At 66.3% G+C, this 15,852-nt stretch carries 15 protein-coding genes and 1 tRNA gene; 13 read left to right on the top strand and 3 right to left on the bottom strand.

All coding sequences use genetic code 11. The features are described 5' to 3' along the window. The 13 genes from NFU08_RS08975 to NFU08_RS09035 all read left to right on the top strand — a co-directional run bounded on the left by NFU08_RS08975 (window position 1) and on the right by NFU08_RS09035 (window position 12,956). Complete coding sequence (locus tag NFU08_RS08975) at window positions 1-630, top strand: DedA family protein (RefSeq protein WP_174175478.1); 630 nt, start codon at window positions 1-3, stop codon at window positions 628-630. Between the two features lie 123 nt (window positions 631-753). Further along, on the top strand, window positions 754-1,482 hold the full coding sequence (locus NFU08_RS08980; RefSeq protein ID WP_174175480.1) for a DedA family protein: 729 nt from the start codon (window positions 754-756) through the stop codon (window positions 1,480-1,482). 39 nt (window positions 1,483-1,521) lie between these two features. Then, a complete protein-coding gene (locus NFU08_RS08985) occupies window positions 1,522-2,652 on the top strand; it encodes an adenosine deaminase (RefSeq protein WP_174175482.1) in 1,131 nt (376 codons plus the stop codon). A gap of 85 nt (window positions 2,653-2,737) precedes the next feature. Further along, entirely contained in the window at window positions 2,738-3,370 is a 633-nt protein-coding gene (locus tag NFU08_RS08990) for a MazG nucleotide pyrophosphohydrolase domain-containing protein (protein ID WP_174175684.1), read from the top strand. Between the two features lie 133 nt (window positions 3,371-3,503). Continuing rightward, window positions 3,504-4,784: a phosphopyruvate hydratase gene (gene eno, locus NFU08_RS08995; protein ID WP_104185398.1), complete on the top strand. Its 1,281-nt coding sequence runs from the start codon at window positions 3,504-3,506 to the stop codon at window positions 4,782-4,784. A 139-nt stretch (window positions 4,785-4,923) separates the two neighbouring features. Then, window positions 4,924-5,610: a septum formation initiator family protein gene (locus NFU08_RS09000; protein WP_251422378.1), complete on the top strand. Its 687-nt coding sequence runs from the start codon at window positions 4,924-4,926 to the stop codon at window positions 5,608-5,610. A gap of 28 nt (window positions 5,611-5,638) precedes the next feature. After that, window positions 5,639-6,310, top strand: coding sequence for a DUF501 domain-containing protein (locus NFU08_RS09005; RefSeq protein ID WP_174175487.1), 672 nt, complete (start codon window positions 5,639-5,641; stop codon window positions 6,308-6,310). Further along, window positions 6,307-7,254 (top strand): Ppx/GppA phosphatase family protein, encoded by a 948-nt coding sequence (locus tag NFU08_RS09010; RefSeq protein ID WP_251422380.1) that lies wholly within the window; start codon window positions 6,307-6,309, stop codon window positions 7,252-7,254. The genes NFU08_RS09005 and NFU08_RS09010 overlap by 4 nt, the downstream gene beginning before the upstream one ends. 4 nt (window positions 7,255-7,258) lie before the next feature. Continuing rightward, window positions 7,259-8,656: a S8 family serine peptidase gene (locus NFU08_RS09015; protein ID WP_251422382.1), complete on the top strand. Its 1,398-nt coding sequence runs from the start codon at window positions 7,259-7,261 to the stop codon at window positions 8,654-8,656. A gap of 59 nt (window positions 8,657-8,715) precedes the next feature. Next, window positions 8,716-10,197: an NAD(P)/FAD-dependent oxidoreductase gene (locus NFU08_RS09020; RefSeq protein WP_251422384.1), complete on the top strand. Its 1,482-nt coding sequence runs from the start codon at window positions 8,716-8,718 to the stop codon at window positions 10,195-10,197. A gap of 154 nt (window positions 10,198-10,351) precedes the next feature. Next, complete coding sequence (locus tag NFU08_RS09025) at window positions 10,352-11,296, top strand: N-acetyltransferase (protein ID WP_251422388.1); 945 nt, start codon at window positions 10,352-10,354, stop codon at window positions 11,294-11,296. A gap of 20 nt (window positions 11,297-11,316) precedes the next feature. Continuing rightward, window positions 11,317-11,390 (top strand) — tRNA-Leu (locus NFU08_RS09030). 210 nt (window positions 11,391-11,600) lie between these two features. Continuing rightward, the gene (locus NFU08_RS09035) at window positions 11,601-12,956 is read left to right on the top strand and encodes an ABC transporter substrate-binding protein (RefSeq protein ID WP_174175497.1); all 1,356 of its coding nucleotides are present in this window, start codon (window positions 11,601-11,603) and stop codon (window positions 12,954-12,956) included. A 69-nt stretch (window positions 12,957-13,025) separates the two neighbouring features. Here NFU08_RS09035 and NFU08_RS09040 read toward each other — a convergent pair whose 3' ends face one another. Genes NFU08_RS09040 through NFU08_RS09050 form a run of 3 tightly spaced genes read right to left on the bottom strand, consistent with a single transcriptional unit; the run spans window position 13,026 to window position 15,852 of the window. Then, entirely contained in the window at window positions 13,026-13,799 is a 774-nt protein-coding gene (locus NFU08_RS09040; RefSeq protein WP_174175500.1) for an ABC transporter ATP-binding protein, read from the bottom strand. Then, window positions 13,796-14,887: an ABC transporter ATP-binding protein gene (locus tag NFU08_RS09045; RefSeq protein WP_251422391.1), complete on the bottom strand. Its 1,092-nt coding sequence runs from the start codon at window positions 14,885-14,887 to the stop codon at window positions 13,796-13,798. Before NFU08_RS09045 ends, NFU08_RS09040 begins: the two co-directional genes overlap by 4 nt. Further along, entirely contained in the window at window positions 14,884-15,852 is a 969-nt protein-coding gene (locus NFU08_RS09050) for a branched-chain amino acid ABC transporter permease (protein WP_174175504.1), read from the bottom strand. Before NFU08_RS09050 ends, NFU08_RS09045 begins: the two co-directional genes overlap by 4 nt.

The following is a 15,852-nucleotide window of genomic DNA, read 5'->3' on the forward strand; positions in this document are numbered from 1 at the left end:
ATGCAGGCCATCAATGACTTCATCCTTGCCGCCGCCGGACAGCCGTGGGTGCTGTTCGTCGTCCTTGCGTGCTGCATCATTGACGGCTTCTTTCCACCCATTCCCAGCGAATCGGTGGTGGTGGGCCTGTCCGCAGTCGCCGCCACCGCCGACGTTCCAAACCCCTGGCTGCTGATGCTGGTGGCCGCCCTTGGTGCCTTCTCGGGTGACAACATCGCGTACCTGATTGGCCGCCGGGTGGGTACCCGGCGCTGGGCGTGGATGCGCGGGCCAAGGATGCAGAGCGCCTTCCGGTGGGCCGGCAGGGAACTGCGCAAGCGGCCGGCGTCGCTGATCCTGGTGGCGCGGTTTGTCCCGATCGGCAGGGTGGCGGTCAACCTCACCGCCGGCGTAACGCACTACCCGCACCTGCGCTTCGTGGGGCTGACCATCCTTTCGGCAACCCTCTGGGCCGGGTACTCGGTGGGAATCGGGCTGTTCTTCGGCCAATGGTTCGAGGACAACCACCTGCTGGGGGCGGTCATCGCCATTGTGTGCGCGGTGGCGCTGGGGATCGTCGTTGACCTGGTCATCAACCGCGTCCGGCGGCGGCCGCCAATGGTGGAGCGGATGAAGGAACCCGAAGCGTAGGTGAAGCGTTGTTCCAGCAGGCAGGGGCGTAGCGAAGGCGCCCTGGCCATGGGACACTAGAAACGATTTCCGCCTGGCTGGGCCACTGACGGCCACGCCAAATTGCATAGGAGCAAGACCCGCGTGGAGTTTATTAATGAGGCCGTGCTCCATGCAGCGGGTCAGTGGTGGATCTACCCGCTCCTGCTCATGTTCTTCTTCGTTGACGGCTTCGCCATGGTGGTTCCCAGCGAAACCCTGATCGTGGCCCTGGCGGCCTTTTCCCGGCACAGCGGTGAACCGAACCTCTGGATCCTGGGCTTCACCGCCCTGGTTGGAGCCATCGCCGGGGACAACATGGCCTTCATGCTCGGCAGGCGCATCGGCCTGAAACGGTGGAAATGGATGCGGCGCCCCAAAGTGCAGAAGGCCTTCAGCTGGGCCCGCTACGAGCTGGACAAGCGCGGCGCCGTGCTGATCTTCACCGCCCGTTACATTCCCTGGGGCCGGGTTGCCGTCAACTACGTGGCAGGCAGCACGGGATTCCCGCACCGCCGCTTCTTCCTGCTCGACGCTTTCGCCTGCGTCACCTGGGTGGGCTACTCCATCGGCATCGGGCTCCTGGCCAGTTCATTTCCATGGCTGCACCACAATCCGCTCCTCAGCGCCGGCATCGCGGTGGTCTTCGCCATCGTGCTGGGCGTCCTCCTGGACCATGTGCTCCGGCTCTGGCACAAGCACCTCGCCCGGAACGACGCGCAGGAGGTCGACGGGTGGCTCGACGGCGGCCCCGCCGGCGCCCGCAGCCCAGGGAACGGCGGCGCGGCGCACTTTGCTTCCGCGGCCGGGGACGGCGAACCGGCAGCCAAGTAGCGGCTGGCTTTGGGCTCCTGCCCACCCTAAGGTGGGAACGTGACTGAGCCCATTGTTGACGCTGCCCCTGCCATCGATTTCGACCTGAAGAACCTGCCCAAGGTCTCCCTCCACGACCACCTGGACGGAGGACTGCGCCCGGCCACCATCATCGAGCTGGCGGAAGCCGTGGGGCACACGCTGCCTTCCACCGATCCCGTTGCGCTGGGCGAGTGGTTCCGGGAATCCGCCAACTCCGGTTCACTGGTCCGCTACCTCGAAACCTTTGACCACACCGTCGCCGTCATGCAGACCCACGAGGGCCTGTACCGCGTGGCGAAGGAGTTCGTTGAGGACCTCGCTGACGACGGCGTGGTGTACGGCGAGGTGAGGTGGGCGCCCGAGCAGCACCTCCAGAAGGGCCTCTCACTGGATGAGGCCGTCGAGGCCGTGCAGGAAGGCCTGGAAGCCGGCGTCGAGGCCGTGGGGGAGAGCGGACGCGAAATCCAGGTGGGCCAGCTCATCACCGCCATGCGCCACGCGGACCGTGGCCAGGAGATCGCCGAACTTGCCGTCCGCCACCGCAACAAGGGTGCCGTAGGGTTCGACATCGCCGGAGCCGAGGACGGCTTCCTTCCCTCCCGCTTCCGCGACGCCTTCACCTACCTTGCACAGCACAACTTCCCCGCCACGGTCCACGCCGGCGAGGCCGCCGGGCTGGAGAGCATCCAGTCCGCGCTGGTAGACGGCCGCGCCCTCCGCCTGGGCCACGGCGTCCGGATCGCCGAGGACATCATGGTGGAGTTCGAGGACGACGCCGAGGACACCGTTGGCCTGGTCACCCTGGGCGACCTCTCCAGCTGGATCCGGGACCGCGGCATCGCCCTGGAAATCTGCCCGTCCTCCAACCTGCAGACCGGGGCGATTGCCGGCTTCGGCGAGGGCATCGAGAGCCACCCCCTGGACATGCTCTACCAGCTCGGCTTCAACGTCACCATCAACACCGACAACCGGCTGATGAGCGGGGTTACGTTGACGGACGAGTTCGACCTTCTGGTGGAAACCTTCGACTATGACCTCGACGACCTGCTGGAGCTGACCCTCAACGCCGCCGAGGCCTCCTTCCTTCCGCTTGAGGAAAAGGAAGCCCTGGTGGAGTACATCAACGACGCCTACGCCAACCTTGGCTAGCCAGCCGGACGCGGGCAGCATCCCGGCAGGGGAGGTGCAGGAGCTTCTCTATGTGGTTGCTGCCCTGCGGGAGCACTGCCCCTGGATGGGGGCGCTCACCCACGCATCCCTCGTGGAGTACCTCCTCGAAGAGGCCTTTGAAGTGGCCGAAACGATCGAGGCCGCCGCGCCCGCCGGAGTGCGGGAAGCGGCCGGGCCGGTGGATGTACAGGGAATCGACGACGACGAGCTGCTGGGTGAGCTGGGCGACGTCCTGCTGCAGGTGGTGCTGCACGCACGGCTCGCCGAGGAACGTGGAGCTTTCACGTTCGACGACGTCGCACGCGGCCTGAGTGCCAAAATGGTCCGCCGGAACCCCCATGTCTTCCGCCGGGACGGCTCACTGCAGGACACCTTTCCCGCAACGGTCCAGGAGATCGTGCAGAAGTGGGACGCCGTGAAGCGGGCCGAACGGCCTGGACGGCGGGACCCTTTCGCGGGGATTCCCCAGGCGCTCCCGGCGCTCGCCCGGGCACAGAAATCCATCGACCGGGCAGCACGGGCCGGAGAAGCCCTGCCGCCTGAGGCTCCCATCCCCGGCACGGAAGAAGAACTCGGGGAGCTGCTGCTCGCCGTCGTGCATTCCGCCCGGACCAGCGGATTCGATGCGGAGCGTGCCCTGCGCGGCGCCGTCCGGCGCTACCAGCAGCGCGTCCCCCAGCAGCACCACCAGGGATAGCCGCGCCATCATGACGTCCGGGCGCTGGATAGGTTTCCGTAACCCGGACCACTCTCGACTACGCTGGTCTGTGACGAGTACGTCGAGTCTTTCTGTTAGATCCCCCCGTTAATCGCCCATAAGGAGCAAATTCATGGCGCTTATCGATGCCATCCACGCCCGCGAGATCCTCGATTCCCGTGGCAACCCGACCGTAGAAGTTGAGGTCCTGCTCTCCGACGGCCAGATCGGCCGCGCAGCAGTTCCCTCCGGTGCTTCCACCGGCGAGCACGAGGCCGTTGAACTGCGCGACGGCGACAAGGGCCGTTACCTCGGCAAGGGTGTCCAGAAGGCCGTTGACGCGATCATCGACCAGATCGCTCCGGCCCTGACCGGGTTCGACGCCACCGACCAGCGCAGCATCGACCAGGCCATGCTGGACCTGGACGGCACCCCGAACAAGGGCAAATTGGGCGCCAACGCCATCCTGGGCGTGTCCCTGGCCGTGGCCAACGCAGCCGCCGCCTCCGCCGACCTGCCGCTGTACAAGTACCTCGGCGGCCCGAACGCCCACGTCCTGCCCGTCCCGCTGATGAACATCCTCAACGGTGGCAGCCACGCCGATTCCGACGTCGACATCCAGGAATTCATGGTTGTCCCGCTGGGTGCCGAGACCTTCTCCGAGGGCCTCCGCTGGGGCGTTGAGGTCTACCACGCCCTCAAGTCCGTCCTCAAGGAAAAGGGCCTGGCCACCGGCCTGGGCGACGAAGGCGGCTTCGCGCCGAACCTGCCGTCCAACCGTGCGGCACTGGACCTGATCCAGGAAGCCATCAAGAACGCCGGCTACACCCCGGGCAAGGACATTGCCCTGGCCCTGGACGTTGCCTCCTCCGAGTTCTTCACCGACGGCGCCTACCAGTTCGAAGGCAAGTCCCTGACGTCGGCCGAGATGAGCGCCTACTACGCCGAGCTCGTGGCCGATTACCCGCTGGTGTCCATCGAGGACCCGCTGGACGAGAACGACTGGGACGGCTGGAAGACCCTCACCGATTCCATCGGCGACAAGGTCCAGCTCGTTGGCGATGACCTGTTCGTCACCAACCCCTCCATCCTGCAGCGCGGCATCGATACCAAGACCGCCAACTCGCTGCTGGTCAAGGTCAACCAGATCGGCTCGTTGACCGAGACGCTGGACGCCGTCAGCCTGGCCCAGCGTGCCGGCTACACCACCATCACCTCGCACCGCTCCGGCGAAACCGAGGACACCACCATCGCCGACATTTCGGTGGCCACCAACGCCGGCCAGATCAAGACCGGCGCTCCGGCCCGCTCCGAGCGCGTCGCCAAGTACAACCAGCTGCTGCGCATCGAAGAGGAACTCGACGACGCCGCACGCTACGCCGGCCGCGCTGCCTTCCCGCGTTTCAAGGGCTAGTAGCCGCGTAAAACAATCAGCGGTGGCTATGGTTGAAGGACCATAGCCACCGTTGCTGTTTCAGCAGCACGTGTCATAGCAGTACGTGTTCCAGCCCCGATAGTGGCGGCCCAGGCAGGCTGCGTGTTTCAGGAGTGTCATGGCTACCCGCCGTCCCAAAGTCCCCAAGGTTGCCCCAGCCCGTTCCGCACAGGAAGCTTCCGACGGCGCGGACGTCATCCGCGCAGACTTCGGCCCGGGCAAGGACTCCGGCTCCGCGGGGACACCACGGGAATCCGCCGGTGCGCCGTCAGCCGCATCACCGGCAGGACGCCGGGAACCGCACGGCCGCAAGGACGCCGGGCAGGCAGCCCGCCGCAAGGGGAGCAGCGCCACCCCAGGCACGGCACCACGTGACGGCACAAAAGACGCAGACGAAGCACCGGAAGACCAGCAGCCCGTTCCGGCCAAGGCGTTCTCCGGACGAATGCTCGCGCTGGCCGTGGTGATGGTTGCCATCACCATCATGCTCGCGCCCACAGTCAAGATCTTCTTCGACAAGAAGGCTGAGATCGACGCGCTGAACGCCGACATCGCCGCCCGCCAGGCCGAGGGCGACGCCCTCCGGCAGCAGGTTTCGCGCTGGCAGGACCCCAACTACGTGAAACAGCAGGCACGCGACCGCATTAACATGGTTATGCCGGGAGAAACCGGCTACTGGGTTTTCGGCAGCGACCTGCCGGCCGGAGAGACCAGCAGCCAGCCCGGTGCAGCAGCACAAGACCCCGCCGATCTGCCGTGGGTGGATTCCCTGTGGGAGTCCATCACGCGCGCGGCTACAGACTGAACCGCAACAGGAAGGACGGCCCGCCACAGTGGAACACAACACGGCAGCCGCCCGGGACGAATCCCGCCAGCCATCAGCACACGACCTTGAAGTACTGAGCCGCCAGCTGGGACGGCCGGTCCGTGACGTGGTGGAGATTCCTGCACGCTGCATCTGCGGCAATCCGCTGGTGGCCGCCACCGCTCCGCGCCTCAGTAACGGGACACCGTTCCCCACTACTTTCTACCTAACCCATCCGGTCATCACCTCAGCGGTTTCGCGGCTTGAGGCCGCGGGCGTCATGAACGAGATGAATGACCAGCTGGCGGCCGATGAGGACTTGTCTGCGGCCTACCGCTCGGCACACGACGCCTACCTGGCAGCCCGCAATGCCATCGGCGAACGGTCCGGGATCGGGGCGGTCCCCGAGATCGACGGCATATCTGCCGGGGGCATGCCCACCCGCGTCAAATGCCTGCATGTCCTGGTGGGCCATTCGCTGGCCGCCGGCCCGGGGGTAAACCCCCTGGGCGATGAAGGCCTGGACCGGATCAAGGAATGGTGGACCGCCGACAGGTGCTACTGCGAGGGAGCCTGGGACACCGCCGGTGAAGCCCCTTCGCGGGACCTCAGCCGCCATGGACCGCAGGGACTGCCGGACATCGTCGGCCGGCCCGCCCCCGTCCGGAAATCCGCAGCCACCGCGGAGGCCCCGGAATGACGCGCGTTGCAGCCATCGACTGCGGCACCAACTCCATCCGCCTCCTGATCGCAGACATCGAACGCAGCAATGGAGCCACCGCACTCCAGGATGTGGTGCGCGAGATGCGCGTGGTCCGGCTGGGCCAGGGAGTGGACGCCACGGGGGAGCTCGCGCCGGAGGCCCTCGAACGCACCTTCGCCGCCACCGCTGACTATGCGCAGCTGATCCGGGACCATGGAGCTGAGAAGGTGCGCTTCGTGGCAACGTCGGCCAGCCGGGATGCACGGAACCGGGACGATTTCGTGGACGGAATCCGGAACCTGCTCGGCGTGGAACCTGAAGTGATTTCAGGCGACGAGGAAGCAGCACTGTCCTTCGCCGGCGCCAGCAGCGTCCTCCCCATCCTGGATGGCCAGGAAGTGCTGGTGGTGGACCTGGGCGGCGGCAGCACCGAATTCGTGCTGGGCACGGCCAGCGGGGTCACGGCGGCTAAGTCCGTGGACATCGGATGCGTCCGGCTGACCGAACGGCACCTCCGGGACGATCCGCCCACCGCCCAGCAGATAGCAGCGGCGGAAGCCGACGTGGACGCAGCCATCGCCCGCGCCCGCCAGGACGTTCCGCTGGAACGCGCCACCGCCGTCGTCGGTGTTGCCGGTTCCATCACCACCATCACCGCGCATGCGCTCGGACTGGCCGAATACATGCCCGAAGCGATCCATGGCGCCGAACTGCCCCTGGACACCGTTCGTGCCGCCTCCACCGGCCTCCTGGAAATGCCCAGGGACCGGCGCGCCGCCCTACCCTACATGCACCCCGGCCGGGTGGACGTCATCGGCGCCGGCGGGCTCGTGTGGCGGCGCATCCTTGAACAACTGGGCGAGCTCACCGGCGGCCGCATCACCACGGCCACCGCCAGCGAGCACGACATCCTCGACGGCATCGCCCTGAGCATCGGCTGACCGGATGCACCCCGCCATTTCACGCACCGCCCGCCTGCCCCGCGCCGCAGCCTCAGCTCTGCTGGTGCTGGTCCTTGCGGCGTCCTGTCTGGGCTTTGGCCTCTGCTCCGCCCCCGCCGCGCAGGCGGATGAGTGGCGGGACAAGCAGTACTGGCTTGCCGAGTCCGGCATCACCAAGGCCTGGGAGGTTTCCAAGGGCGCGGGCGTCAAGGTGGCCGTCATCGACAGCGGTGTGGACGCGGAGCACCCGGACCTGAAAGGCGCAGTGGCCGGGGGCTATGACGCGTCCGGTTCGGGCCGGCCGGACGGGCAACAGGGAGTGGGCATCAAGCCGGAACACGGCACCCTCGTGGCCACCATGCTGGCAGGACGCGGCCACCAGCCGGCCAGCCCCAGCCCGAGTCCCAGCGCCAGCCCCACGGCCGCCCCCGCCAACCCGGCGCCCGATGGCATCGTGGGTGTTGCCCCGGAAGCCCAGATCCTCTCCGTGTCCACCTGGCTGGGCTCAACCAACCCCTCGGGCAAGAGCGACCAGGACCAGATCCCCGAAGCCGTCCGCTGGGCCGTGGACAACGGCGCCAGGGTCATCAACATCTCCCTGGGCAGCACCACTCCGCAGTGGCCGCAGAGCTGGGATGCGGCATTCCTGTACGCGGAGCAGAAGGATGTGGTCATCGTTGCTGCCGCCGGAAACCGGGTGGGCGGCAATATCCAGGTGGGGGCTCCGGCCACCATCCCCGGCGTCCTCACCGTTGCCGGGCTGGACCGCCAAGGTGCGGCAAGCGTCGACGCGTCCTCCCAGGGCATCAGCATCGGCGTGGCTGCGCCGGCAGAGAACCTGCTCGGCGGCCTTCCCGGCGGAGGCTACGCCGAATGGGCAGGCACCTCCGGCAGCACTCCGATTGTCGCGGGCGTGGCTGCGCTCATCCGCTCCAAGTGGCCGTCCATGAGCGCGGAGCAGGTCATCAACCGCATTGTCTCAACGGCCAAGGATGCCGGTGCCCCCGGCAAGGACCCGCTGTACGGCTTTGGCGTGCTGAACGCCGAGGCAGCCCTGAAAGACACGGTCCCGGAGGCTGCCGGCAACCCGCTGGGTTCCATCGCCGAATGGATCCGGGTGCACCGCAGGGGGAACCTCGCCACTCCCGCCCCGCTGCCCACCACGGACGTCCCCAGCGCTGTTCCCACGCTGCCGGAAGCAACGGTGCCGGCAGCGGAGCCGCCGTCCCAGCGCGACAGCGCCATCGGCGCCTCCGTGGTCATCGGTTTTGGTGTGCTCTTCGTCGCCATCGTCGGTGCGGCAGCAATCCAGCTGCGGCGGGCCGCCAGGAACCCTGCACTGCCCGGGGAGGACGCAGATACCGGTGCCACGGAGGCGGTGGAAACCGGCCCCAAAACCTAGGCTGCGAGCGTCCCAACCAGTTAGTGAAGATTTTCACAAACTGTTGTATCCTTAAACCCATGGCAACCACCCCAGAGCTCCAGGACCGTCCCAGGGTACTCGTCGTCGGCGGCGGGTACGTCGGCCTGTACGTAGCACTCAAACTGCAGAAGAAGATCGCGAACGCCGGTGGCATCGTCACCCTCGTGGATCCACTGCCCTACATGACGTACCAGCCCTTCCTCCCCGAGGTAGCAGGCGGCAACATCGAGGCCCGCCACGCCGTGGTATCCCACCGCCAGCACCTCAAGCAGACCGAACTGATCCAGGGCCGCGTCACCTCGATCGACCACGCCAACCGCACTGCCGTTGTGGCCCCCGCTGACGGCGGCGCACACTTCGAGGTTCCCTACTTTGACGTCGTGATGGCTGCAGGTGCCATCACCCGCACCTTCCCCATCAAGGGACTTGCGGACAAGGGCATCGGCCTGAAGACCATCGAGGAAGCCGTTGCGCTGCGCAACAAGGTCCTCGAGCGCATCGAGGTCGCCTCCACCATGACCGACCCGGCTGCCCGTGCACGTGCCCTGACCTTCGTGGTGGTGGGCGGCGGCTTCGCCGGCATCGAGTGCATCACCGAAATGGAAGACCTTGCCCGGGCCGCCGTCCGGAACAACCCGCGCATCAAGCAGGAGGAAGTCCGCTTCGTCCTGGTCGAGGCCATGGGCCGGATCATGCCGGAAGTCACCGCAAAGCAGGCGGAATGGGTTGTGGAGCACCTCCGCAGCCGCGGCATTGAGGTTCTCCTCAACACGTCCCTGGACAACGCCGAGGGCAGCCTGAAGCTCATCAACCTTCCGGACAAGACCCCCGCGCAGGAGTTCGAAACGGACACCCTCGTGTGGACCGCCGGCGTGCAGGCCAACCCCATGGTCCGCTCCACCGACTTCCCGCTGGAGCCCCGCGGCCGCGTCCGCGTCCTGCCGGACCTCCGGGTTGCCGGCGACGAAGGCATCATCGACAACGCCTGGGCAGCCGGCGACGTCGCCGCGGTTCCCGACCTCACCGGCAAGGGCCTCCCCGACGGGACCTGCGTCCCCAACGCCCAGCACGCGCTCCGCCAGGCCAAGCGCCTCGCCAAGAACCTGTGGGCCTCCCGCTGGGACAAGCCGCTGAAGGATTACAAGCACAAGAACCTGGGCGCTGTGGCCGGCTTCGGCCAGTGGAAGGGCGTTGCCAACATCAACCTGGTGGGCAGCATCGGCCTCAAGGGTGCACTCGCCTGGCTGGCACACCGCGGCTACCACGGCATGGCGATGCCCACCTTCGAGCGCAAGTTCCGCGTGATCTTCAACTGGATCATCAGCTTCTTCACCGGCCGCGACACTACGCAGCTGATGGACCTGGACAACCCGCGCGGCGCGTTCGTCGCAGCAGCCACCCCGGCCCCCAAGCCGGCTGCCGCTCCGGTGCCGGCCCCCGCGGGCAGTGGTTCCGGTTCCTCGGCGGTCTCCCCGGCCGCTGCCGAGGCCAAGGAAACGGTCTCGGCGAAGGTCAAGTAAAGGGCTGTACGCCCCTGCGCTGTAATTTACGACGGCGGCTGTCCCCTGTGCGGGGCAGCCGCCGTTGGCATCCCCGGACGTTTGCGTCTCCACCAGGTGCATCCCGCCGCGGCGCTGCCCTCCAGCGCCGGTTGCGGCCTCCTAGACTGGCACCATGACTGGCGAGAAGAACCTTGAGGCGCTGCTGGCAGCGATGCATCCGGTGCAGCGCGGCGGCGAATACGTCTATGCCATGTGGCCGGACGGAAGGCCCCTGGTGCCGGGCATCGAGGCAGCGGTCCGCGAAGCCGAGGGCCTGACGGTGGTGCTGCCCCGGGCGGTGGCTGACAGGGAAGGCCTTGGCTACGAGTTCGTGGGCGCCTGGATCACCCTGGAGGTCCACTCCGCGCTGGAGGCGGTAGGCCTGACGGCCGCCGTCAGCAAGGCGCTTGCCGAGGCCAGGATCAGCTGCAACGTGCTCGCCGGCTTCCACCACGACCATCTGCTGGTTCCGGTCGCTGACGCGCCACGGGCCCTGGAGGTCCTGGCCGGGCTGTCCGCAGGCAGCAGGCAGGTGCCACGGCCCGAGCTGCTGGTGCGCAGCGAGGGGCCCGAGGACCGCGCGGCCATCCTGGCCCTGACGGCCGACGCCTTCGCGGTCTCCCCGGCCACCGGCCTGAAGGCGGAGGGCGAACCTGTGGAGGTGAGAGTGCTCCGCGGCCTCTTCGAGTCCAAGGAGTACCTGCCCGAATTCAGCCTGGTGGCGGTCCTGGACGGCGAAGTGGTGGGCCACGTCATCAGTACCCGCGGCTGGGTGGGCGACCATGGGCTGCTGGGCCTGGGTCCCCTCGGCGTCACGCCCAGGCACCAGCGGCACGGTGTCGGGTCGGCGCTTATGAAGGAGACCATCCATCGGGCAAACGCGGCGGGGGAGAGCGGCATTGCCCTCCTGGGCAGCCCCGAGTACTACTCGCGTTTTGGTTTTGTGCCTGCCACTTCGCTGGGGGTGCTGCCGCCTGACGAGGCGTGGGGCGACTACTTCCAGCTGCTGCCCCTGGCGCTCTGGCCCGGCGGCGTCCACGGCACCTTCCGGTATGCCGAACCCTTCGCGCTCGCCTGACGGGATACCATTGACCGGGCGCCCCAGTAGCCCAATTGGCAGAGGCAGCGGACTTAAAATCCGCGTGTTGTGGGTTCGAGTCCCACCTGGGGTACGCAGCAGCTTAAAGCAAGGCCAGGAACGGAAGCCGTCCGCACAGCGGGCGGCTTCTTCCATTTAATTCCACATATGCAACTACTGTTATAAGGATGTGACCTCAGTCACTTATCTTCGGCTCCGATTTGCATTAGCTTGAAGCTAAATCAGGAACACCTGATTTTTCGTGTCAAAGGCCGTTCGCACCTTTAGATCGAGGAGCTCGTAAATGACTTTATTCCCCCAGGCGGGAACCCGTGTTGCCAAGCTGACAGCGCTTGGCATCGGCGTCGCCTTTATGGCAACGGCTTGCGGCGGTTCGTCCACACCCACGGCAACCGAATCCTCTGCCACCGCAGAAGCGGCAGGAATTGCCTGCCCCGCAACCGAGGGCAGTGGAGGCGCTGCCGCCAGCCAGCCTGCGGAGACCCCCTCGGTGCCGCCGTCAACCGGCTCTACTGAAACCCCGCTGCGGATTGGTTCGCTCCTTCCCACCACCGGTTCGCTGGCGTTCCTCGGCCCGCCCGAAATCGCCGGCGTCAACCTTGGCATCGACGAAGTCAACAAGGCAGGCGGCGTCCTGGGCAAGCCGGTCGAAGTGATCCACCGCGACTCCGGTGACACCAAGACGGACATCGCCACCCAGTCCACGTCCGCGTTGCTGGGCCAGGGCGTCAGCGCCATCATCGGTGCGGCGTCCTCAGGTGTGTCCAAGACGGTCATCAACCAGATCACCGGCGCCGGCGTCATCCAGTTCTCGCCCGCCAACACCTCCCCGGACTTCACCACCTGGGATGACAAGGGCCTGTACTGGCGTACGGCACCCTCCGACGTCCTGCAGGGCAAGGTGCTCGGCAACTACATGGCCACCTGCGGCGCGCAGACCGTGGGCATGATCGTCCTGAATGACGCGTACGGCACGGGCCTGGCATCCAACATCAAGTCGGCTTTCGAGGCGGCAGGCGGCCAGGTTGTGGCGGAGGAACTCTTCAACGAGGGCGACACCCAGTTCAGCAGCCAGGTGGACAAGATCATTGCGGCCAAGCCGGATGCCATTGCCCTGATCACCTTTGACCAGGCCAAGAGCATTGTCCCGCTGATGACCGGCAAGGGCGTCAAGGCCACCCAGATGTTCCTGGTGGACGGCAACACTTCCGACTACAGCAAGGACTTCCAGCCGGGCACCCTGAAGGGCGCACGGGGCACCATCCCGGGCACGTTCGCCCAGGAGGACTTCAAGAAGAAGCTGCTGGCCATCGACCCGGCCCTCAAGGACTACAGCTACGCCGGCGAGTCCTACGACGCCGTGAACCTCATCGCGCTGGCCGCAGAGGCAGCACAGAGCACCAAGGGCGTGGACATCGCGGCCAAGCTCAAGGAAGTCTCTGAGGGCGGTGAGAAGTGCACGTCCTACGCTGCCTGCGTCACGCTGATCAGGGAAGGCAAGGATGCGGACTACGACGGCCAGTCCGGCCCCGTGACCTTCTCCGAGGCCGGTGACCCGACCGAGGCTTACATCGGCATCTACGAGTACCAGGATGACAACAAGTACACTGCTGTGAAGGAAGAGTTCGGCAAGCTGTAAGCGCCGTACCTGAAACACAAGGAAGCCCCCGTCCAGCCGGACGGGGGCTTCCTTGTGTTTGCCTTGGCCTTACTCGACGGTGTCCGCCAAGGTACCCAGGTAAAGCTGGATGACCTTGGGGTCCTTCATCAGCTCACGGCCCGTGCCGGTGTACGCGTCCCGTCCCTGGTCCAGGACGTAGGCCCGGTCACAGATTTGCAGGCAGCGCCGGGCGTTCTGCTCCACCATGATCACGGAGACGCCCGCACGGTTGATCTCGTGGACGCGCAGGAAGGTCTCATCCTGCTTGACGGGGGAGAGGCCTGCGGACGGCTCGTCGAGGAGCAGCACGGCAGGATCCATCATGAGAGCCCGGCCCATGGCCACCATCTGGCGCTCGCCGCCGGAGAGCGAGCCGGCGCGCTGCGCGCGCCGCTTGCCCAGCTCCGGGAACAGGCCGGCTACGAAGTCGAACCGTTCGGCAAAATCCTTGGGCCGCTGGAACATGCCCATCTGCAGGTTTTCCTCGATGGTCAGCGTGGCGAACACGTTGTTCGTCTGGGGGACAAACCCCACACCCCGGGACACCAGCTTGTTCGCTTTCAGTCCGGTGATGTCCTGGCCGCGGACCACCACCGTCCCGGAATGGACTTTGACCAAACCGAACATTGCCTTCAGGAGGGTCGACTTACCGGCACCGTTGGGGCCGATAATGCCGATCAGCTCGCCCTTGCGGGCTTCGATGCTGCAGCCATTGAGGATGTTCACTCCCGGCAGGTAGCCCGCCACGAGATCGGTAACCTTGACCACCGAGTCACCGTCGGTGACTGGATGTGCGGCCGCTGCCGCGCTGGTGCTGCTCATTGCCCGTCCTTCTCTGCGCTGCCTGTGTCCGTACTCCCATGGCGGCCGTGCGGGCTCCCGGCCTGATGCCGCCCCGTGCCCCGGCGATCCGGTTCCGCCTCTCCCGCCACAACGTCCAGCGAGATGATTCCGGCGTTCTCGGTTCCCACAATCGATTCCTCGTCCGCCACGAGTTCGGCAGCGAGCTCCTTCAGGCCCTCGGAGTCTCCCAGGTCGACGTCGTGGTGGGCGCCGAGGTAGGCGTCGATGACCGCAGGGTTCTTCATGACCTCGCCCGGCGGGCCTTCCGCCACCACCTTGCCTTCAGCCATCACCACCACCCAGTCGGCGATATGCCGGACCATGTGCATGTCGTGCTCGACGAACAGCACCGTCATGCCCTCGGCCTTAAGGTTCTTGATGTGGTCCAGGAGGGACTGGGTCAACGCGGGGTTGACGCCTGCCATGGGTTCATCCAGCATGACCAGTTTGGGCCGGACCATCAGGGACCGGGCCATCTCCAGGAGCTTGCGCTGGCCTCCCGAGAGGGACGCCGCATAGTCGTCCTTTTTGGCGTCGAGCTTGAACTTTTCCAGCAGGACGTTGGCCTCGTCGGTGATCTGTTTTTCCCGGCCGCCCCACATGCCCTTGAAGAGCGCCTTGGACAGCCGCTCGCCAGGCTGGTTTGCAGCGCCGAGGCGCATGTTTTCCATGACGGTCAGCTTGCCCATGACCTTGGTGAGCTGGAAGGTGCGCACCATACCCATCCGCGCCACCTTGTAGGGGGACACGCCTGCGAGGCTCTTGCCTTCGAACTGCCACTTGCCCGTGTTGGGTGTGTCAAAACCGGTCAGCAGGTTGAAGAGGGTGGTCTTCCCCGCGCCGTTGGGACCGATCAGTGCCGTGATTTTGTGCCGGGGGATCTCGAGGTACTCTACGTCGACGGCGTTGATGCCGCCGAAGCTGCGCGTCACGTTCTCCGCCACGACGATAGGGTCGCGCTTCTTGCAGCCGGGTGCTGCCTCGCCGGCTGCTATGGGCCGGGTGTCGGTCATGTAGTCCACGCCGGCCTCGCCGGAGGTTGCAGGTTCTTCGCTGTGCATGCTCATGCGAACGCCAGCTCCTTCTTGTTTCCAAAGACGCCCTGGGGCCTGAAGATCATCAGCAGCATCAGGGCGACGCCAACCAGGATGTAGCGCAGCTGCCCGGCCTGGACCGTGTTCAGCCACGTGATGGCTCCTGACTCGATCAGGCCGTACAGGATGCCCTGTGTCAGGGACAGGACAACCCAGAAGATCATGGCGCCGATGACCGGACCAAGCACGGTGCCCAGGCCGCCCAGCAGGAGGCAGGTATACAGGAAGAACGTCAGTTCCGTTCCGTAGTTGGCTGGCTGCACCGCTCCACGCGGAAGCGTGAAGATCATCCCGGCGAGCGCTCCGAGGACGCCGCCGATAATAAGGGCCTGCATCTTGTAGGCGTAGACGTTCTTGCCCAGGGACCGGACGGCGTTCTCATCCTCGCGGATACCTTTGAGGACACGCCCCCAAGGGCTGCGCATCAGCAGCCATACCAGGGTGCAGCAGAGGGCGACCAGCGCCCACCCCACCACGCGGATGAAGAAATCGCGGTTGTTCATGCCGAAGTAGGAGCCTTCGGGGAAGGGGTTCATGCTGTAGAACCCGCCCTCGAAGGCTGCCAGGCCGTTTGCCGAACCCGTCACGGCTGTGAGCTGGTTGGTGGTCACGATATAGCGGACAATCTCCGCGGCGGCGATGGTCACGATAGCCAGGTAGTCCGCGCGGAGCCGCAGGGTGGGTATGCCCAGCAGCAGGGCGAACACCGCAGAGGCGAGGATGGCGATCAGCAGCCCCACAAAGAAGGGGACCCCGAAGGTGAGGGTGGAGATGGCGAAGCCGTAGGCCCCCACCGCCATGAAGCCGGCCTGCCCGAAGTTCAGCAGGCCGGAATAGCCGAAGTGCACGGCGAGGCCGAGCGCGGCCAGGGCGTAGGCCGCCGTGGTCGGGCTGAAAATTTCACTGGCAGCGCTGGAAAGAATGAATCCAAAGTCCAT

It is taken from the genome of Pseudarthrobacter sp. NCCP-2145 (assembly GCF_023708005.1).
Classification (GTDB): Bacteria; Actinomycetota; Actinomycetes; order Actinomycetales; family Micrococcaceae; genus Arthrobacter; species Arthrobacter oxydans.